Origin of the sequence: Dyella sp. GSA-30, from assembly GCF_027924605.1 — a bacterium.
Classification (GTDB): domain Bacteria; phylum Pseudomonadota; class Gammaproteobacteria; order Xanthomonadales; family Rhodanobacteraceae; genus GSA-30.
The window spans coordinates 3,340,916-3,361,728 of the sequence record NZ_AP027042.1; the positions used below are offsets into that span (position 1 = coordinate 3,340,916).

General features: G+C 62.5%; 15 protein-coding genes. 8 read left to right on the forward strand and 7 right to left on the reverse strand.

Annotated features, from left to right (window positions below; genetic code table 11):
- Positions 1-76 precede the first annotated feature (76 nt).
- Positions 77-1,381, forward strand: a complete 1,305-nt coding sequence (fucP, locus tag QMG46_RS14705; RefSeq protein ID WP_281848579.1) for an L-fucose:H+ symporter permease — start codon at positions 77-79, stop codon at positions 1,379-1,381.
- Complete coding sequence (locus QMG46_RS14710) at positions 1,378-1,728, forward strand: L-rhamnose mutarotase (RefSeq protein ID WP_281848580.1); 351 nt, start codon at positions 1,378-1,380, stop codon at positions 1,726-1,728. Before fucP ends, QMG46_RS14710 begins: the two co-directional genes overlap by 4 nt.
- Here the strand turns inward: QMG46_RS14710 and QMG46_RS14715 are convergent, their stop codons facing one another.
- From QMG46_RS14715 to QMG46_RS14740, 6 genes are read right to left on the reverse strand one after another with little or no spacing between them, the layout of a single operon-like run.
- A complete protein-coding gene (locus QMG46_RS14715) occupies positions 1,729-2,874 on the reverse strand; it encodes an alpha-hydroxy acid oxidase (protein ID WP_281848581.1) in 1,146 nt (381 codons plus the stop codon).
- 4 nt (positions 2,875-2,878) lie between these two features.
- On the reverse strand, positions 2,879-4,198 hold the full coding sequence (locus QMG46_RS14720) for an L-fuconate dehydratase (protein WP_281848582.1): 1,320 nt from the start codon (positions 4,196-4,198) through the stop codon (positions 2,879-2,881).
- Positions 4,199-4,250: 52 nt separating this feature from the next.
- On the reverse strand, positions 4,251-5,108 hold the full coding sequence (locus tag QMG46_RS14725) for a fumarylacetoacetate hydrolase family protein (protein WP_281848583.1): 858 nt from the start codon (positions 5,106-5,108) through the stop codon (positions 4,251-4,253).
- A gap of 13 nt (positions 5,109-5,121) precedes the next feature.
- On the reverse strand, positions 5,122-5,868 hold the full coding sequence (locus QMG46_RS14730; RefSeq protein WP_281848584.1) for an SDR family oxidoreductase: 747 nt from the start codon (positions 5,866-5,868) through the stop codon (positions 5,122-5,124).
- Between the two features lie 46 nt (positions 5,869-5,914).
- Complete coding sequence (locus QMG46_RS14735; RefSeq protein ID WP_281848585.1) at positions 5,915-6,769, reverse strand: amidohydrolase family protein; 855 nt, start codon at positions 6,767-6,769, stop codon at positions 5,915-5,917.
- On the reverse strand, positions 6,766-7,791 hold the full coding sequence (locus tag QMG46_RS14740; protein ID WP_281848586.1) for an aldo/keto reductase: 1,026 nt from the start codon (positions 7,789-7,791) through the stop codon (positions 6,766-6,768). Before QMG46_RS14740 ends, QMG46_RS14735 begins: the two co-directional genes overlap by 4 nt.
- 294 nt (positions 7,792-8,085) lie before the next feature.
- Between QMG46_RS14740 and QMG46_RS14745 the strand changes: the two genes are divergently transcribed.
- The 6 genes from QMG46_RS14745 (at position 8,086) to QMG46_RS14770 (ending at position 19,318) form a co-directional block, all read left to right on the forward strand.
- Positions 8,086-9,114, forward strand: a complete 1,029-nt coding sequence (locus tag QMG46_RS14745) for a glucokinase (RefSeq protein WP_281848587.1) — start codon at positions 8,086-8,088, stop codon at positions 9,112-9,114.
- A gap of 269 nt (positions 9,115-9,383) precedes the next feature.
- Positions 9,384-10,952 carry an alpha-L-fucosidase gene (locus tag QMG46_RS14750; RefSeq protein ID WP_281852903.1) on the forward strand — a complete coding sequence of 523 codons (1,569 nt, stop codon included), beginning with the start codon at positions 9,384-9,386 and terminating at the stop codon, positions 10,950-10,952.
- A complete protein-coding gene (locus QMG46_RS14755) occupies positions 10,949-12,004 on the forward strand; it encodes a glycosyl hydrolase family 18 protein (protein WP_281848588.1) in 1,056 nt (351 codons plus the stop codon). The genes QMG46_RS14750 and QMG46_RS14755 overlap by 4 nt, the downstream gene beginning before the upstream one ends.
- A gap of 7 nt (positions 12,005-12,011) precedes the next feature.
- Positions 12,012-14,324, forward strand: a complete 2,313-nt coding sequence (locus tag QMG46_RS14760; RefSeq protein WP_345781770.1) for a family 20 glycosylhydrolase — start codon at positions 12,012-12,014, stop codon at positions 14,322-14,324.
- A gap of 53 nt (positions 14,325-14,377) precedes the next feature.
- The gene (locus QMG46_RS14765) at positions 14,378-16,933 is read left to right on the forward strand and encodes a glycoside hydrolase family 3 C-terminal domain-containing protein (RefSeq protein WP_281852904.1); all 2,556 of its coding nucleotides are present in this window, start codon (positions 14,378-14,380) and stop codon (positions 16,931-16,933) included.
- A 45-nt stretch (positions 16,934-16,978) separates the two neighbouring features.
- Positions 16,979-19,318: a GH92 family glycosyl hydrolase gene (locus QMG46_RS14770; protein WP_281848590.1), complete on the forward strand. Its 2,340-nt coding sequence runs from the start codon at positions 16,979-16,981 to the stop codon at positions 19,316-19,318.
- Here QMG46_RS14770 and QMG46_RS14775 read toward each other — a convergent pair.
- Positions 19,310-20,680, reverse strand: coding sequence for an alpha-L-fucosidase (locus tag QMG46_RS14775; RefSeq protein WP_281848591.1), 1,371 nt, complete (start codon positions 20,678-20,680; stop codon positions 19,310-19,312). The two genes, QMG46_RS14770 and QMG46_RS14775, sit on opposite strands and share 9 nt — an antisense overlap.
- Positions 20,681-20,813: the final 133 nt, after the last annotated feature.

Genomic DNA, 20,813 nt, shown 5'->3' on the forward strand with positions numbered 1-20,813 from the left:
TTCATATTTGCACATTATCCAGCCCTTGTCCCGGGGCGGTCCGCTCCACAAAAAGCGTCTGGAGGAGGTCATACACATGCACCCGCAAGGTTCGCCGACCCAGGCGCTCGATGCCTCCCAGGGGCGCACGCCTTGGTTTCCCCTGGCGTTGATCGTAAGCCTTTTCTTTTTATGGGGTGTGGCGAACAACCTCAACGACGTGCTGGTGACGCAGTTCAAGAAGGCGTTTACGTTATCGGACTTTCAGGCGGCGCTGGTACAGAGCGCGTTCTATCTCGGCTATTTCGTTGTCGCGTTGCCTGCGGGCATCTACATGCGCCGGTTCGGCTACAAATCGGCCGTGGTTTTCGGCCTGGCGCTTTATGGTCTGGGTGCGTTGTTGTTCTGGCCTGCTGCAGCGTCGGCCACGTACGGCGTGTTTCTCGCCGCACTGTTCGTCATCGCCTCGGGCCTGGCCTTTCTGGAGACCTCGGCCAACCCTTATGTGACGCTGCTGGGGCCGGCATCGTCGGCCGCGGCGCGGCTGAATCTCGCGCAGGCATTCAATCCCCTGGGATCGATTACCGGCGTGCTGATCGGCCAGCATTTCATTTTCACCGGGGTCGAGCACTCGACGGCGGAGCTGGCGGCGATGGATGCGGCCACCCACGCCGCGTTCGTCAAGAGCGAGGCGGCGGCAGTACAGCTGCCGTACCTGGTAATCGGGATCAGCGTTATCGCATGGGGCATCCTGATCTTGCTGACCCGCTTTCCGCGCGCCGCGGCCGCTGCCAGCGATGGCGGGACGGCCAGGCACGGCGTGCTGAGAGACCTGTTGCGCGATGGCCGTTTTCTGGGAGCCGTTGCCGCGCAGTTTTTCTATGTGGGTGCGCAGGTTGCCGTCTTCAGTTACATGATCCGCTATGCGCAATCGACGATGCCCGGCACGGCCGATAAAGTGGCGGCCAACTTCGTCACCGCCGGGCTGGTCTGTTTCATGATCGGCCGATTTGCCGGCGCGGGTCTTATGAAGTATGTGAAACCGGCACGGGTTCTGGCGGTTTTTGCGCTGATCAACGTGCTGCTGTCCGTTTTTGCCGCTTTTGTACCGGGCAAATCGGGCATGTACGCCTTGGTGGCGTCCAGCCTTTTCATGTCGGTGATGTATCCGACCATTTTTGCGCTGGGTGTCGAGGGACGCAGCGATGACGAGCGCAAGTTCGGCGCGTCGCTGCTGGTGATGTCCATCATCGGCGGCGCCGTGCTGACAGCGGCGATGGGCGCTGCCTCGGACTACGCAGGCATCGCGCATGCGATGCTCGTTCCCGCCGTGTGCTTCGTCGCGATCTTTCTGTTCGCTCGTCAGCATTGGAGCCGGATCGGCGTGGAGGCCACCGCATGACCTGGCACTGCCTGGCGTTGGACTTGCGCGACGATCCACAGCTGATCGCCGAGTACGAACGCTGGCACCGCAGCGATCGTATCTGGCCCGAAGTGGTGGCATCGATTCGCGATGCCGGCATTCTCGATATGCAGATCTTTCGCACCGGCAACCGGCTGGTCATGCTTATGCGCGTGGCCCCAACGTTCGATGCGAGCGCCAAGGCCGCGGCAGATGCTGCCAGCGAACGCGTGCAGGCCTGGGAAGCCCTGATGTCCACGTTCCAGCAACCGTTGCCGTGGGCCGCGGCAGGGCAGAAATGGGTGCCCATGCAACGGATCTTCGATCTGGCCGAATGCGCTGACTGATCAGGTGCGACGCCAGAGGATATCGGGCGAGATGTGCGCAGCATCGCGCTGGCCGGTCAGTGCCATGGTGACGCTGAGTTCGCGACGTATCAGCTCGATCGCTTGCGCAACCCCGCCTTGGCCGCCTGCGCCAAGGCCGTAGAGGAAAGCCTTGCCGATAAGCCCGGCGCGCGCGCCGAGTGCCAAGGCCTTGAGCAGATCCTGGCCACTGGTGATACCGCTGTCGAACAGCACTTCGGTACGCCCATCGACGGCTTCGACGATAGACGCAAGCACATCGATCGAGCCGGGTGCGCCATCGAGCTGACGACCGCCATGGTTCGATACGACGATCGCATCGACGCCGTGTGCGGCCGCCAGTCGTGCGTCTTCAGGATCGAGGATGCCCTTGATGATGAGCTTCCCCGGCCAGAGTTCGCGAATCCACGCCAGGTCGTCCCAGTTGAGCGTCGGATCGAACTGATTGGCGATCCATTGGGCGAGCGTCGTCAGGCTGTCGGCGCCGCCGATGCGCCCCTCCAGATTGCCGAACGAACGACTCGGAGCCTGCAGCACATGCCATGCCCAACGCGGCTTGCTGGCAATATCGAACAGGTTGCGCAGGGTAATCTTCGGGGGCACCGAGAGACCGTTCTTGATCTCACGGTGGCGTTGGCCCTGTACGGTGAGGTCGGCGGTCAGCATTAGCGCAGAACAGTCGGCCGCGCGGGCGCGCTGGATCAGTTCGCGGGTAAAGCCGCGATCGCGCATGACGTAAACCTGGAACCAGAACGGCGTATCGCTGGCCGCATGCACCTGCTCGATCGAGCAGATCGACATGGTGCTCAGACAGAACGGAATGCCTGCCTGAGCCGCTGCGCGCGCGCCGTGGATCTCACCGCTGCCGTGTTGCAGCCCGGTCAGACCGGTCGGCGCGATGGCCAGCGGCATGCTTGCCGGCGAGCCGATAATCGTCGTCGCCAGCGACCGGTTGTCGACATCCTGCATCACGCGCTGCCGTAGCTGCAGACGATCCAGTGCACGCCGGTTTTCGTGCAGCGTCGTTTCGTCGTACGAGCCGCGATCGGCATATTCGAAGAATGCCCGTGGCACGCGTCGGCGGGCGAGCGCACGCAGGTCGGCGATATTCGTCACGGGCGTCTTCATGGGCTCAGCCTGCTTCTGCCAGCGCGGTGTTCTTCCACACGATGCCGTTGGGGAACAGATGATCGCTTATCGAGGCATCGTGCATACGGGCGGAAAACCCTGGCGTCGTGGGCGCGAGATAGCGACCGTCGACGATCCTGACCGGATCGACGAAATGCTCGTGCAGATGGTCCACGAATTCGATCGCGCGATCGTCTTTCTTGCCGGTGATGGCAACGAAGTCCGCCATCGCCAGATGCTGCACCAGTTCGCAAAGCCCGACGCCGCCCGCGTGCGGAAATACGCGCACGCCGAAATGCGCCGCCAGCAACAGGATGGCGAGATTCTCGTTGACGCCGCCGACGCGCGCCGCATCGATCTGGATCAGATCGACCGCGCCCGCCTGGAGCAATTGCTTGAACAGGACGCGGTTCTGTCCGTGCTCGCCGGTAGAGATCGGAATAGGCGATACGCCTCGCCGGATAGCGGCATGGCCGAGCACGTCATCGGGATTGGTGGGCTCTTCGACCCAGGCCAGACCGACGTCCTTGAGCGGCTGCAACCAGTCGATGGCCGCCTGGACGTCCCAGCGCTGGTTGGCATCGACGGCGATCGCAATGTCCGGCCCCACGGTTTCGCGCGCGAGGTGACAGCGACGAATATCGTCCTGCAGGTTCAGTCCCACCTTGAGCTTGATGGTGCGAAAACCGTCTTCGACCGCTTTGCGAGCGAGCCGCTGCATCTTTTCGTCCGAGTAGCCAAGCCAGCCGGGCGAGGTGGTGTAGGCCGGATAGCCTTCGGCTTCGAGCTGCGCGATACGCGCCTGTTTATGCGGCTCGGCCTCGCGCAGTATCGCCAGCGCCTGCTCGGGCGTGAGCGCGTCGGTGAGGTAGCGAAAGTCGATCTGTTCGACCAACTGCTCGGGCGACATGTCGGCAATGAATCGCCACATGGGTTTGTTCGCCATGCGTGCGGCCAGATCCCAGGCGGCATTGATCACCGCACCGATGGCCATGTGCATGACGCCTTTTTCAGGGCCAAGCCAGCGCAACTGCGAATCGCCGGTGAGCTGGCGGGCGAATGCGCCAAGATCGCCGACGATCTCATTCACCGGCCGGCCCACCACCATGGGCGCGAGCGCAGCCAGGGCTGTGGTCTGTATGTCGTTGCCGCGGCCGATGGTGAACACCAGTCCGTAGCCGGCGAGTTTATCGGGGCTATCGGTCTTGAGTACGACGTAGGCCGCGGAATAGTCCGGATCCGGGTTCATGGCATCCGAGCCATCGTGCGCTAACGACGTCGGAAAACGCACGTCGAAAGTTTCCAGGGCGATAATTTTCACCATCGTGACCGGCCTCCTGTGCCGGAAACCAAAAAGCTGGAGATAACCAAGATGCTCAAATCGTCGAGTTGGGATGGGCGATGACGTCTTGCCGCTGGCGCCCCAGGCCTTCGATACCTAGTTCGATCACATCGCCGGGCTTCAAATAGGTCGGCGGTTTCAGACCGAGGCCGACGCCTGCCGGCGTTCCCGTACTGATGACGTCGCCAGGCATGAGGGTCATGTAGCGACTGATGTAGCTGACCAGGTGCGCGACACCGAAAACCATCGTGCGCGTATTGCCGTTCTGGTAGCGATGCCCGTTGACCTCCAGCCAGAGCGAGAGGTTCTGCGGATCGGCTACTTCATCGGTGGTTACCAGCCAGGGACCGATCGGGCCGAACGTATCGCAACTCTTGCCCTTGACCCATTGCCCGCCGTGTTCGAGTTGAAACTCGCGCTCGGAGAGATCGTTGATGACTGCATAGCCGGCAACGTAGTTCAGCGCCTTGTCGATGGAGACGTCGCGGGTCACTTCGCCGATGATGACGCCCAGTTCGACCTCCCAGTCGGTTTTCACCGAGCCGCGCGGAATGACCACGGTATCGTTGGCTCCGCCGATGGCCGTGGTGGCTTTCATGAAAAGCACCGGCTGCTCGGGCACCGGTGCCTGGGTTTCCGCCGCATGATCGGCATAGTTCATGCCCACGCAGATCATCTTGCCGACGTGCGCTACCGGCGTGCCGTAGCGCGGCGTGCCTTCCACGCGTGGGAGGGTGGCCGGATCGATCGCGGCCAGTCGGCGTAAGCCGTCGTTTGCCAGTACGTCGGCAGTGATGTCGCTGACGTGCCCGGACAGGTCGCGCAGCGTTCCTTCGTGATCGATCATGCCTGGCTTTTCGGCGCCGGCTTTTCCGTAACGACACAATTTCATGACATGGCTTCCATCAGTTCGACCAGCCGCCATCCACGACGTGGATCGTGCCGGTGGTAAATGACGACTCGTCGGAGGCGAGGTAGAGGGCGAGGGCGGCGATTTCGGTGGGGTCGCCCAGGCGACCCATCGGTTGCCGCGATGTAAAGCCCTGCCATGCGGCTTCTTCGTCGCCACCCAGGGCGCGTACGCGTTCGGCCAGCGAGGGCGTTTTTACCGTGCCGGGGCAGATCGCGTTGCAACGGATACCGCGCGCGACGTAGTCGGCGGCAATCGAGCGGGTCAGGCCGATGACGGCGGCCTTGGTCGTGCCGTAGGCAAAGCGATTGGGCACGCCCTTGATGCTCGACGCGACCGACGACATGTTGACGATGCTGCCCGCACCACGTTGCAGCATGCCAGGCAACACCGCGCGACAGAGGTGGAACATGCTGTCGACATTGATGCTGAAGGAGCGCCGCCAGCTTGCTGCATCGGTATCCAGAATGGTACCGGCGTGGACATAGCCCGCGCAGTTGAACAACACGTCGACGCGATCGAGCGAGCCGACCAGTGCATCGATGGCCGCAGGATCGGTGACATCGAGTGCATGGGGGACAATCGCATCATGCTCGGCGGCCAGGGTCGACAGACTGCCGGCATCGATGTCCGTCGCGAACACGGTGGCGCCGGCATGGGCGAAGGCGAGGGCAGTAGCTCGGCCAATGCCCGCGCCGGCGGCGGTCACCAGGGCGTATTTACCGGCAAGACGGCCGCTCATGCGACCGCTCCGCTGACGCATGGAGCAAGGGATCGGCAGTGCATATTCATGACAGGTTTCCCGATACGTCGTTTGCCGGTAGGCGTCCGGCGAGTGAGTAGATGGTCGCGGCGTTGCCGCCGAATACCGCCGCTTCGTGGCGCGCGGCAAAGCGTTGGGTCAAGTTGTGCGCGCGGTCTTTCCATTGCTGGTAAGAGGCGTGCGTCGTCAGTACCGGCCAATCGCTGCCCCAGATCACACGCTCGCCGCCGAAGCTCTCGAATATGTGCGCGGCGTAGGGTTCGATGGCGGAGCCATCTTCGTCAGCACCGGTCAGCGTCAGCAGGCCGGAGAACTTGCAGGCAACATCAGGCAGCTGCGCGATGCGCGCGATAGCGCCGGACCAGGCGGCGAAGTGTCGGCCGGCAATGTTCGGCTTGGCAGCGTGGTCGACAACGGTAAGCAACCCGGGATGTCTGGTCAGACGCTGTGACAGCGCGCGAAGGTGCCGCTCATCGACCAGTGCATCAAAGACAAGGTGGTGATCGCGCAGGCAGTCGAAAGCGCGATCCAGCGATGGCCTGGCCAGCCATTCGGTATCGGGGATGTCCTGGACCATCGGTCGAATGCCGCACAGGAGGCCCTGACCTTGCGCTGCGAGCCAGGCGATGCGCTCGGACGCATCGTCCGATGCCATGTCGACCCATCCGACAACGCCGAGCACACCTTGGGTACGCCGGGCGAGGTCGAACAGACAAAGTGTTTCGCGTTCGTCGGGCGCCGCCTGCACAAGAATGCAGGCATCCGACGAGTTCAAGTCGCCCGGCAGAAAGGCGCGTTGCAGCGTGGCCGGCGCATGTGCCAGCCAGCCATATTCGAGTCGCGATGGATCCCAGTAGTGGCGATGCGCGTCAATGATCACGGTGTCGGCACCTCGGGCGTGAGCAGACCTTCGTCTTTCAGCGCCTTCCATGTCGCGGCGGGCACGGCTGCACGCATTCGATCGAGCGCGCTGTCGACCTCGGCGATGGAACGCAGCCCGCACACCACGCTGGCGACTGCCGGATGGGCCGCGGGGAATTGCAGTGCGGCCGCGCCGACCTGTGTCCCTGTATGACGGCACACGTCATAAAAGCGTTGCGCGCGCGCTTTGACTTCGGGCGTTGCCGGGACATAGTCATACGTATCTCCCGGACCGTTCTCCGAACCGAGCAGGCCGGAGTTGTACGGGCCGGCGATCAGCACGGCGACGTCGTCGGCCTCGGCGCGTGCCATGACGGCACGGCTGTGGTCCTGTTCGAAGAGGGTGTAGCGGCCCGCCAGCATGATGGCGTCGAGCGGGAAGCGTTGCATGATTTCAAGGCAGATGGCTTCCTCGTTGACGCCGATGCCGATGGCGCCAACGACACCCTGGTCGCGCAGTTCGGCCATGGCCGGCAACGCCTCGTCCAGGGCTTGCGCAAGTACATCCGCGTGCCGCGCGCCATGCGTCAGGGCGCCGATGTCGTGCAGCAGCAGAATATCGATGCGATCCGTGCGTAGTCGCCGGATGCTGGTTTCCAGACTGCGTAGCACGCCGTCACGGCTGTAATCGAAATGAACGCGTTGTCCATCGACGGCAAAGCCATCGCTGCGATCGCGGCGACCTGCATCGACATCGATCAGGCGTCCCACCTTGGTGGAGAGCGTATAGGTACTGCGTTCCACGCCCTGGAGTGCGGCGCCGATCCGGGTCTCGCTCAGGCCGTAGCCGTAGTAGGGCGCGGTGTCGAAGTGCCGGATGCCGCCATGCCAGGCATGGGCGATGGCCGCCAGTGCGCCGGTCTCGTCCACGTTCGCGTAGAGGTTTCCGACCGGGGCGCCACCAAACGCGAGGGACGACAGCCCGAGGCCTCGCCTTGGCGACGGTTTCGTCTGGTCCTGACCTTCTGGCTGCAGCGACATCAATGCTCCCGAGTTTTGTCCTGCGGACAAAAAATGACCGCTATGGGTCAGGCGGTCCGTGGCCGCCGTCGCACCCCTAAGCAATGATACTCGCTGTACAGGTATGAAAACCACGTTTACATATGAGCAACGATATGCTGCGTCGCAGCACAGTAATAGAGCCTTTTATACGGCCTATTGCGTACAATGCAACACCAGTGAATAATGAATTCGCCAATGAACAGTTGGCGCCGGGATGCTCATGGCACGGGGGTGCTAGCGATGACAACGTTGTCGGATGTGGAGTGGGGTCCAGTGCAAATCGATCGATCGCTGGAAGGTGCAGCACACGTTCCGGTCCTGACCGGAGATCGGCGCCAACGCGTGGATTCGCTTTTCCTGGCCGTCGACCTGGGTGGTACGCATGCGCGCGTGGGGCTTGTCGCGGCCGGCGATGCGGCGGAGCCACCCGTCATTCTTGCGTATGAGACATATCGTTGTGTGGCGTATCCATCACTGAGCGACATCCTGTCCAGCTTTCGTCGCACTCATCATGTTCACTCGTGCGCCCTGGTGCTCGCCTGCGCCGGCTATATGGAGCAGGGGGCCGTCATCAACGACAACCTTGCCTGGCCGGTGATCCCGGAAATACTTCGGATAGAGGGCGGTTTCACCACGGTGGCGGTGCTCAACGACTTTGAAGCGTTTGCGCATGCCATCGGCCATATCGATCGCCAACACATGACGATGATTGCCGAAGGTATCTCCGACCCGCATGGCCCTATCGCCGTGGTCGGTCCAGGTACCGGCCTTGGCGCGGCGTTGTGGTTACCGGGAACGCCGGTGCGGGTACTGCATAGCGAGGCGGGGCAGATGGAACTCGCTGCCCGGCCGGGCGTGGAGCAGGCCATTCGTGCCGAGCTTGGCCCGGAGGATGGCTATGTAGCCTACGAGCACGTACTGAGCGGTCCGGGTCTGCTTCGACTTTATCGCGCGCTTGGCGTGGTGCGTGGATGTTCCACCCCCTTGTCCGACCCGAGCGCGATCAGCGCGGCGGCACTCGCGGGCACGGACCCTTTCGCCGTGGAAGCGGTGGATTTTTTCTGCCGTTGGCTCGGCGCATTTTGCGGCGACGTTGCCGTGGCGTTCGGTGCCAGTGGTGGCGTTTGCCTGGCCGGCGGATTTCTCGCGCAGCTGGCGAGCGTGCTGCGGGCCGGATCCTTTATGGAACGGTTTCTGGACAAGGGCGTGATGCGCTCGTTTCTGATGAACACGCCGGTATTCGTCGTCGAACACGGACAGCTAGGGGTTCTGGGCGCCGCGACCTGGCAATCGCACAAGTGATGCGTTGTCCGCCCATGACAGAGGTACAAGCTTTGTTGCTCCACCCGGCGCAAACAGACGTGTTTTGCGCCGGTTTTTTTTCAGGCACCGTTATTTTTACCCGGCGAAATGCGCGCAGGTGATACAACCGGCGACTATGGCTTCTCGAACATCCGTCCTTTGAGCATCGGCAGCACCTAACTCCCTCCAAGCCAGGATATTCAAACGTGATGCGACGAACTCTTGCTTGTGCTGCTCTCACAGTGAGCTCGTTGCTCGGCGGTTTGGCGATGGCCCAGTCGGCGACTGCGCCGACCGCCGACAAGCTATCTCCCGCGGCACAGGATGCCGCTTGGCAGCAGGCAAGCGCCAAGTTCGCGCCGCAACGCAAGGCGATTCTCGAGCGCGTGGCGCAAGGTGCCGGTCAGGGTCCCTTCCGAAGCGACTGGACATCGTTGCAGCAATATCGCTCGCCTGCGTGGTACGACGATGCCAAGTTCGGCATCTTTATCCATTGGGGCGTCTATTCCGTGCCCGCGTTCGGCAGCGAGTGGTATTCGCGCAATATGTATCAACAAGGGACCAAGGAGTTCGCCCATCATGTGGCGACCTATGGCCCGCAGTCGACCTTCGGCTACAAGGACCTCGTTCCGCTGTTCAAGGCCGAGCACTTCGACCCCAATGCGTGGGCGCAACTATTTCACGATGCGGGCGCTCGCTACGTCGTGCCGGTTGCCGAGCACCATGACGGGTTCGCCATGTACGACTCCGCGCTGTCGGACTGGACGGCGGTGAAGAAAGGCCCGCACCGCGATGTCATCGGGCAGCTGGAAAAAGCGGTGCGCGCGCAGGGCATGCGTTTCGGCGTCTCGTCCCATCGCGCCGAGCACGACTGGTTCTTCGACGGCGGCCGCCGCTTCGACTCGGACGTGAACGATCCGCGCAATGCCGAACTCTATGGCCCTGCGGTGGCCCATCTGAGCAAGGATGATCAGAACCTGGCAGCGGACTGGACCTACGTTTCGCAAGCATGGCTGGACGATTGGCTGGCACGCACCGCGGAGCTGATCGACGACTACCACCCGGACATCATCTATTTCGACTGGTGGATCGGGCACCCGACCTTCCGCAACACCTTGCCGACCTTGCTTTCGTATTACTACAACGAAGGGGCAAAGCGTGACGGCGTGGTGGTCAACTACAAGCTTGGCGATTTTCCGGAAGGCGCGGGTACGCTCGATATCGAACGCGGCCAGCTTCCAGGCATCCATCCGACGCACTGGCAGACCGATACCTCGATCAGCAACGAATCGTGGGGATATATCGATCACGATACGTACAAGTCGCCGACCTTCATCATTCATCTGCTGGTCGACGTGGTCAGCAAGAACGGCAATCTGATGCTCAATGTCGGGCCGCGCGCCGACGGTACGATCCCGCAGGCCGCGCAGGATACGTTGAAAAGCATTGGACGCTGGTTGAAGGTCAATGGCGAGGCGATCTACGGCAGCAAGCCGTGGCGTACCTATGGCGAGGGGCCGACCGAAGTCGCGAGCGGGACCTTCCAGGACACCAAGACCAAGGCTTATACGCCGCAGGATTTCCGCTTCACGACCGGCAACGGCAAGCTCTACGCGATCGAGCTGGGTTGGCCGATGACTGCTGCGGCGACGATTCACTCGATCAAGCCGGCCGACAAGGTGACGCGCATCGAGCTCGTGGGCGACGGCAGCGTCGTTCCCTTTACCCAGGACGCGAAAGGCCTGCACCTGCGTCTCCCTGCTCACCCCGTCGGGACGGATGCCTATGTCTATCGCATCACGCTGTCCTCGCCGACCTCGCTCAAGGCCGCTCCATGAAACGATGTCTTTTGATGCTGATTGCCTGCTTGGGCATGTTGCCGTTCGGCGTGTTCGCGAAAGCACCGAGCGCGCTCTTCTACATGATCGAGACGCAGAAATCGATCAATTCGTTCGAGGCGCACATCGATAAAATCGACGTGCTCGTTCCGACCTGGTTCGGCGTGGACGAGAACGGGCTGGTTTCCGGCGCGCCCAATACGTATGTGCTGGGTCTGGCCAAGGCGCATCGCCTGCCGGTCATGCCGATCATTTCGGCCGGTGGCGATCGCAAGAAGTTCCACGACCTGCTCGCCAGCGAAACGGCCAAGAAGACGATGATCGACGGCATGATCTTGCAGGCCAAGCTGTACGGCTTCATCGGCTTCCAGTTCGACTTCGAGAATATCGCGTGGACCGATCGCGATGCCTTGACGCTGATGACACGCCAGACGGCCGAGGCGCTACATAAGCACGGTCTGAAACTTTCGATGGCGGTGGTGCCCAATGCGCCGGGTTATGCAGGGCGGGGGCCGTTCGGCAAATGGATGTGGGAATACTGGCGTGGTGCCTATGATCTCAAGGCGCTTGGCCAGGTGCTCGACCTGGTTTGCCTGATGACCTATGACCAGCACACGCGTTGGACCACGCCGGGCCCGGTGGCGGGCATGCCATGGGTGATGGAGAACCTGGAGTACGCGCTCAAGGTCGTGCCCAAGGAAAAGCTTTCGCTCGGCATCGGCCTGTATGGCTATCACTGGTTTACCGGCAACCCGGTGCGCGAGGACGGCAAGGAAAGTTCGAATATTTCGGCCAACTATATCGACGCCGATGAATCCTTTCCGCTGGCCAAGCAGTTCAACGTCACCATGCAGTGGGACCTGGTCGAACACGAATCGTGGTTCTACTTCTACCGCGACCAGATGCGCGAATGGGTGTTTTTGCCAGACGCACGCGCTTTTCGCGATCGCTATGACGTAGTCAAGCAGTATGACCTGCAGGGGTTCTGCGCCTGGGTGCTCGGCGCGGAGGATCCGAAAGTCTGGGAGGCTTTGCCCGATGCGGTCAGGTAGCTCTCGTATGCCGGCAACGCGGGCAGTGATCATGGCCTGCCTGTTGGCTCTGGGCGGGAGTGCATACGCTGCGCTCCCACCGTTGATTCCTCAGCCCGCCCAAGTTCGTGTGGGGCAGGGCAGCTATGTCGTCGACTCGACCACGACGATTCATATCGCGCCAGACGATACGGCTGCTGCAGACGCGGCGCATTACCTTGCCGATCTGTTGGCGCGCACGCGAGGCTTGCGGCTTGCCATTCGCGAGGATGCGACATCGGCGAGCCATGGCGGCATCGTATTGCGCAGTGACGCTCATGCGGCGGTTACGCAAGCGGAAGGTTATGTCCTCGATGTCGATGCCGATGGGGTACGTATTGTTTCGCGCGATGCCGCCGGACTCTTCTACGGGGCGATCAGCGCGTGGCAATTGCTGACGCCCGATACCGCCAAAGGCGCCGTGTCCTTACCCCTGCTGCATGTGGCGGACTGGCCACGCTTTGCCTGGCGCGGGCTCATGCTCGACTCCGCGCGCCATTTTCAGTCGCCGGACGATATCAAGGTCGTCCTCGATGCCATGGCACAGCACAAGCTCAACGTCTTTCATTGGCATCTCACTGACGACCAGGGATGGCGCCTGCAGATCCGACGCTATCCCAAGCTGACCGAGATCGGCGCCTGGCGTAAACCTCCGGGACCGCTCAGCGAGTCCGCGGCGGCGACCTATGGCGGTTACTACACGCAGGCACAGGTGCGCGATGTCGTCGCATACGCCGCGGCTCGACACATTACGGTCGTTCCGGAAATCGACATGCCCGGGCACGCCCAGGCGGCGGTTGCGGCGTATCCCGACATCGGCGTGACCGGCGAGCGCCCCGCGGTTTCCATCGACTGGGGTGTCAACCCGTATCTGTTCAACGTCGACGAACATACGATCACCTTCCTGCACAACGTGCTGGACGAAGTCATGGAGCTTTTCCCATCGACCTTCATCCACGTCGGCGGTGACGAGGCGATCAAGGATCAATGGCAAGCCTCGCCGGCGGTGCAGGCGCGCATGCGGGCGCTGGGCATCAAGGACGAGAAGGCGCTGCAAACCTGGTTTATCGAGCGCATGGGTGTTTATCTCACCCAGCATGGCCGGCGTCTGATCGGTTGGGACGAAATTCTCGAAGGTGGCCTGCCGCCCTCGGCTTCCGTGATGTCATGGCGCGGCATCCAGGGCGCCATCGATGCGGCACGTATGGGGCATGACGTCGTGTTGTCGCCGGCGCCCACCCTTTACTTCGACAATCTGCAGAGCCATCGCAGCGACGAGCCGTCAGGCCGGCTAGGGGTTCAACGCCTGGCCGACGTCTATAAATTCGAAGCGATGCCGCCGCAGATTCCCGCGGAACAGTCCAAACATGTTCTCGGTGCGCAGGCGAATGTGTGGACGGAGTACCTGACCGCGCCCTGGCAGATTCAGCACGCGGTGTTTCCGCGCATGGACGCACTCGCCGAGGCGGTGTGGACGCCGTTGGGGGAGCGCGACTTTGGCAGTTTTGTCGAACGTCTTCCGGCGCAGTTCGGCCGTTACCGCCTGTTAGGTCTTCGCTACGCCGATAGCGCGTTCGCCGTGGACATCGAAGGGCAGGCCGATGCATCGTCGAACGACAAGGTGCGTGTCACGTTGTCCACGCAGACGCCGGTAGCCACGCTTCGGTACACCACGGACGGTTCCACGCCCGGGCCTGCTTCGCCGGACTATCGTCAGCCTGTCGATCTGCCTTTGCCCGTCACCGTTACGGCAATACCGTTTACCGCCGATGGGAAGCCGTTGGCCGAGGCGCGTACGCAACGTATCGACAGGAGCAGTCTGGCGAGTTTCGATAGCGCGCATCTTGCGGGCTGTCCCCATGGCGATCTGGGCTTGCGGGTGCCGCTATTGCCCGATGCGACCGCGCCCGCGCCCGTCTATAACGTCGATGTGATGAATGCCTGCTGGCAGGTACGCAAGGTGCGTCTGGACGGCATCGCATCGGTTGTCATCGATGGAGCGTGGCTCGCCCGCAACTACGGCTTGGCGCACGATGCGGTCAAGGTCGTTTCCCGTGCCTCGCGGACGGCGAATGGAGAGTTCGAGATCCATCTGGACCGTTGCGATGGTCCGTTACTGGCCTCGCTGCCCTTGCCTGGGAAGGCGGAGCCGGGAACACCATTTCGGGCGAGCGCGGCCTTGTCCGGCCGCGCAGGTGTGCATGATCTTTGCGTACTCTCGACCGCGCCGATTCGTGGCGCGTTGGCGGCGCCGGGTCGGATATCTTTCGGTCCCCATCCGACATCGCCCGAGACCCCCTGATGAGCAAAAGGGCGCGCCACAAGATCGGTTCATACGCATCGATACTCGGCACGATGCTGCTATCGATGCTATGCGCAACGGCGACGGCGACCACAACGGATGATGCCGACCAGAAGGCTGCGCACCTCGTGGCGCAGATGACGCCGGACGAAAAAATAGCGCAGCTGCAGAGCACGGCTCCTGCCATTCCGCGGCTGCATATACCAGCCTATGACTGGTGGAGCGAAGGGCTGCATGGACTGGCGCGCCACGGTTACGCCACGGTCTTTCCGCAGGCGATCGGGTTGGCGGCCAGCTGGGATACGGATCTGTTGCATGCCGTTGGCGATGTCATCGCGACGCAGGCGCGAGCCAAGTTCGTCGCCACCGGCATGCACGAGGACCATGCCCGCTACAACGGCCTGACGATCTGGTCGCCCAACATCAATATCTTTCGCGATCCGCGCTGGGGGCGAGGCCAGGAGACGTACGGAGAAGACCCACGCCTGACCGCAGAGCTTGCCAAGGCCTTTATCGGTGGCCTGCAAGGTGGCGATCCCGAGCATCCGACAGTCATTGCGACACCAAAACACTTCGCCGTGCACAGCGGGCCAGAGCCCGGACGCCACGGCTTCGACGTCGACGTTTCGCCGCACGATCTGGAAGACACCTACCTGCCGGCCTTTCGTGCCGCCGTTGTCGATGCACACGCCGGGTCGATCATGTGTGCCTACAACGCCATTCAAGGGACACCGGTGTGTGCCTTGCCTTGGCTGCTTGGGCAGCGGCTACGCAACGACTGGGGTTTCCGTGGTTATGTCGTTTCCGACTGCGATGCGGTAGACGACATGACGGCGTTTCATCACTTCCGTCAAGACAATGCCGGATCGGCAGCCAGCGCCCTGCGTGCCGGTACCGATCTCAATTGTGGCGTGGCCTATGCCGGGCTGCGTGCGGCATTGGCCGATGGCCGGGTCGACGAACACGATATCGACACCGCGGTCACCCGGTTGTTTGCCGCGCGATATCGCCTGGGTTTGTTCGATAGCCGTTCGACGGCGTCACACGACAATGAGGCGAATGATCGTTCTCTCGCTCTGCGTGCCGCCAGGGAAGCGATGGTCCTGCTGAAGAACGAGCGAAACACGCTTCCCTTGAAGCCAGGCAGCCGGCTCGCCGTGATCGGGCCCAATGCCGACTCGCTGGCCATACTGGAAGCCAACTATCACGGTACGGCACGCTCGCCCGTGACACCGCTGGCCGGATTGCGGGCTCAGTTTGGCGAAGCGAATATCCGCTACGCGCAAGGATCGTCGCTTGCGCAAGGCGTGCCCGTGCCGATTCCGGCGACTGCATTGCGAACCGGCCGGCGCGATGGCGAGGCTGGTCTGAAGGGCGAGTATTTTCGTCGCAGCGACATGTCCGGCAAGCCATCGGTTACGCGTATCGATGCCACGGTGGATAGGGACGTCGACCATGTCGCGCCGCTGCCGTCGTTGGATGTCGACGACTATGCGGCGCGCTGGACTGGTCAGCTGATTCCGCCGGGGCCAGGAGACTACACGCTCGTCGCGCATGTCGACCGTTGCTTCGACTGCCACGGGCACGATCCGGTGCGTCTCTATCTGGACGATCGGCTTGTTGCCTCCACCGATGGCAACGATCAACCGCCAGCCGCCGTCGTGCATATCGACAATACGCGGCCACACCCGATTCGGCTGGAGTGGCAGCACAGCGGGCAAGATCAAGGGATCCACTTGCAATGGATCGCGCCAGCGGATGCGCAGCTGGCGGAGGCTCGCGACGCGGTCGACGGCGCGGATGCCGTTGTTGCCTTTGTGGGATTGTCGCCCGATCTCGAAGGCGAGGAGCTCAAGGTCGACGTTCCAGGCTTTCTGGGTGGCGACCGCACGGACATCGGCTTGCCTGCGACCCAGCAGCGTCTGCTCGAGACGGTAGCCGCCAGCGGCAAGCCGGTGATTGTCGTTCTGATGAGCGGCAGTGCAGTGGCGATGAACTGGGCCAAGGAACATGCTGACGCGATCCTGGTGGCCTGGTATCCGGGCGAGCAGGGCGGCACGGCGATAGCGCAGACCCTGGCCGGCACGATGAATCCCGGCGGGCGTCTGCCCGTGACGTTCTATCGTGATGCGGGCGACCTGCCGCCCTTCGTCGACTACGGCATGAAAGGGCGGACATATCGCTACTTCAGCGGCGACCCGCTTTACGCCTTCGGCGACGGCATGAGTTTCACCACGTTCAACTATGGCGCGCCGACATTGTCGAGCACGCAGATCAAGGCGGGTGACTCGCTGGATATAGACGTCCGGCTGCGCAATGCCGGTTCGCGCGATGGCGATGAGGTGGTGCAGGTTTATCTGGCGTATCCCGATGCGCCCGATGCGCCGCGCCGTGCGCTGGTGGCTTTTCAGCGCGTGGGATTGGCTGCGGGCCGGGATCGCATGGTGCATTTTCATCTCGATCCGCGAGCGCTGAGCCTGGTCGATGCCGATGGCGTGCGCGCGGTGCGGGCGGGCCGCTATCAACTTTTTATCGGTGGCAAACAGCCGGAGGCGGCGCAGGTGCCGGAGACCTTCACGATCGCCGGGCATGCCGATCTGCCCCGCTGAACTCAGGCACTTCAAAATCAAGGACTTCAGACTAAGGGGCGTTGCATGGTGACACGACGACGGTTTCTGCAGGCCGCCATGGCCGGAACATTGCTCGCACGTGCGGAGCTTGGCGGTACGGCCTTAGCCAAGAGAGGCGCTGGCAAGCGTGCGACTGCGATGCCACTGGCGCCATCGCAGTACGTCGATGTGTTCATCGGCACCGGTGGGCACGGTCATACCTATCCCGGCGCGGCGCTGCCGTTCGGCATGGTCCAGCTGGGTCCGGATACCTATAACGCGGTATGGGATTCCTGCTCGGGGTATCACGCCAGCGACAGCTCGATCATGGGGTTCTCGCACACCCACCTCTCGGGGACCGGCATTGGCGACATGCTGGATGTGCTGGTCATGCCGCGTACGGGCCCGGTGCAGCTGAGTCCTGGTTCGCTCGAACACCCGGAGAGCGGCTATCGATCGCGCTATCAGTCGCAGTCCGCGGAGCCGGGTTACTACCGGGTGTTGCTCAGTGACACCGACATCACCGCCGAACTGACCGCAAGCCTTCGCGCGGGCATACATCGCTATACGTTCGGCAGCGATGCGCCCGGTCATGTGCTGATCGATTTTGCGCACGGCATGCAGGACAAGCCGGGCGTGCCGACCCGAGTCACCGACGCCAGTCTCGCGCTGGCAGGTAACGACACGCTGGTGGGCGGACGGCGTGTCCATCAGTGGGCTGATGGGCGCTATGTTTATTTCGCGATGAAACTATCACGACCATTCGCCGACGCGACGCTGTATAGCGACGATGCGGCGGCCGGTGGGACACGCATCGAGGGTGCACATTTGAAAGCGGTCCTGCGCTATCCCGATGCCCATGCCGAGCCGCTGTTGATCAAGGTCGGGTTGTCGGCGGTGGATATCGATGGCGCTTTGCGCAATCTCGAGCAGGAGATGCCGGGCTGGGATTTCGATGGCTATCGTGCACGCGCGGCGGAGGCATGGAATACCGAGTTGTCGCGTGTGCATGTCGAAACGACGAACACGGCGGCCAAGCGCATTTTCTATACGTCGCTGTACCACAGCCTGCTGGCGCCCACCCTGTTCGACGATGTCGATGGGCGTTACCGCGGCATGGATCTCGATGTGCATCGCCTGCCCGAAGGCTCGCACAACTACAGCACCTATTCGCTGTGGGATACATATCGCGCGCTGCACCCCATGTTGACCTTGCTGCAGCCTGCGCGCGTACCGGATCTGGTGTCCGGCTTGATCCGCATGGGCGAAGAAAGCCCTAATGGTGTGCCGGTATGGCCGTTGCAGGGTGTGGAAACGGGCTGCATGACGGGCTATCACTCGGCGGTCGTCGTGGCCGAAGCCTGCGTGAAGGGATTGGGCGGCCCTGAGATTGCCAAGGCGTGGCCGCTGTTTCGTCAGCGTGCCATGGATGACGACTATCGTGGCCTTGCGAAGTACCGCGCAATGGGGTTCATTCCCAGCGATCAGGTGGATGAGGCCGCCAGCAAGACGCTCGAGTATGCCTATGACGACTGGGCGGTTGCCGCGATAGCGGCGGCTACGGGCGCTACCTCCGAAGCCATGGCGTTGCGTCGACGGTCGCAGAACTACCGGCATCTTTTCGACAAGGCGACGCAGTTCATACGTCCTCGATTGGCCAATGGCGAATGGGCGGAGCCGTTCGATCCGCGCGGCATGGGGCACAGTTCGCGCTGGCGCGACTTCACCGAAAGCAATGCCTGGCAGGCTACGTTTCTCAATCAGCATGACGTCACCGGCTATATCCGGATGTTCGGTGGTGACGAAGCGTTCGAGGCGCGGCTCGATGAGCTGTTCAACACGAGCTCCGAGCTGCCGCCGGATGCGCCGCCGGATATCGCGGGATTGGTCGGGCAGTATGCGCACGGCAATGAGCCCAGCCATCACATTGCCTACCTTTACGCGTACGTCGGCGCGCATCACAAGACGCAGGCGCGCGTTCGCCGTCTGCTGGAGGGTCAATACCACGCCGCGCCCGATGGTTTAGCCGGTAACGAGGATTGCGGCCAGATGAGCGCGTGGTATGTCATGAGCGCGCTGGGCATCTACGCGGTCGATCCCGTGGGCGGCAACTATGTCTTCGGCAGCCCGCTCTTTGACGATGTCACGATCGATGCGGGCAGCGGACAACTCTTGCGCATACAGGCGCTGAATAATGGGCCTGGCAAGCCTTATATTCAGTCGATCACCTGGCAGGGACGGCCCTGGACCCGCAGCTGGATTCCCCATGGCGAACTCGCACGGGGCGGGCATCTGGTTTTCACCATGGGGGCCAAGCCCAATCTCGACTTCGGGCGATCGCACGACGATCGCCCGCGCGCCGACATCGATACCTCGTTAGCGTGACGGTCGGGCTTCGACGTTGAATACCTGGAACTCCCGGATCGCCGCCTCGCCAACGCTGGACAGGATATTCAGCCGCACGCGCTGGGCGGTGACTTTCGGGAAGGTGTCGATCTTCATGTGCCCGATGGCTTCCGCGCCAGCCACGGCCCGCCAAGCCTTGCCGTCGAAAATCTCGATCGCATACTTGCGAACGTGCTGTCCGTCATCGAGCCATTCCATGCTCAGCACGCGGTCGAAGGTGACGGCGTGACCGAAGTCCACTTCGATCGTGGCGTGTCGCGATCCGGCGGGCGCCGACCAGAACGTATCCTTGTTGCCGTCGAGCGCGGCTTCGGTATTGTCGTCGGTGGCGACATGATGGCGAGCGAGGTTATGCGCGTCGCCGTAACGCTCCTGCAACGCCTTGCCGAATGCCTCCAGCCGGGCGACATCGGCATCTGGCAGACGTCCGTGACGATCCGGCGCGATACCGAGCATCAACTGGCCGCCGCGCCCCACGCTGTTTTCCCAGGTATCGACCAGCTTGTCGACGCTCTTGAGCGTGCCTTCGTCGTTGGGGTGCCAGAACCAGTGCAGATCGTGCAACGGCGTGTCGACCTCCACCGGCCGCCAGCGCAGGTAGCCATGGCGATCGAGCACATTCCAGTTTTCGCCGCGGATGTAGCCGTCCTCCTGGCCCACCCAGCGAATATCGCCGTACTCGAGAAGGCCCGCGTCGGCGAACACCATCGTGTTGGGTTGATACGTGCGCAGGGTTTCGAGGTAGCGGGTGAAGTTGTAGACGTGTCCGGCGCTGCCTGCGCCGTCCAGCCACCACTCGACCAGCGGGCCGTAGTGCTGCGTCAGCTCCTCCATCTGCGCCATGTAGTAGGCGTCGTAACCTTCGGGTTGTACAGCGTAGCGCGGCTCATGCCTGTCCCAGGGCGAAAGATACACGCCGAACTCCAGGCCCTCGGCGCGAGCTGCATCGGCGGCCATGCGAACCACATCACCCTTGCCCTGCATCCAGGGGCTGTTCTTGACCGAGTAATTGCTCCCGGCGGTGGGGAAAAGCGCGAAGCCATCGTGATGCTTGGCCACCATGACCATATAGCGGGCGCCGGCGGCGCGACTTGCACGCGCCCACTGCGCGGGGTCCACATGGTCCGGATTGAACACCTTGGGGTCGGCGGTGCCGTCTCCCCACTCGCGATCGAGAAAGGTGTTGGTGCCGAAATGCACGATGACGCCGAACTCGAGGTCCTGCCAGTGGGTTTGCTGCGGCGACGGCTTGATGTCCGCCGAGCTCTGACCAAAAACGGCACTGGAAAAAAGCGCACAAGCCAGTGCCGCGCCGAGGATGGTTCGAGCTACTCGTTTCATGCGTTCCCTTCCAAAGAATTACAAATAGACGTAAAGATGGCCAAAATGAAAATACATTAAAGGGCAGCGTCCGTGGCCATGTCAATGCATTTTTCGATCTATATTCCGGCGATAAAACGGTGTATTCGCCTGG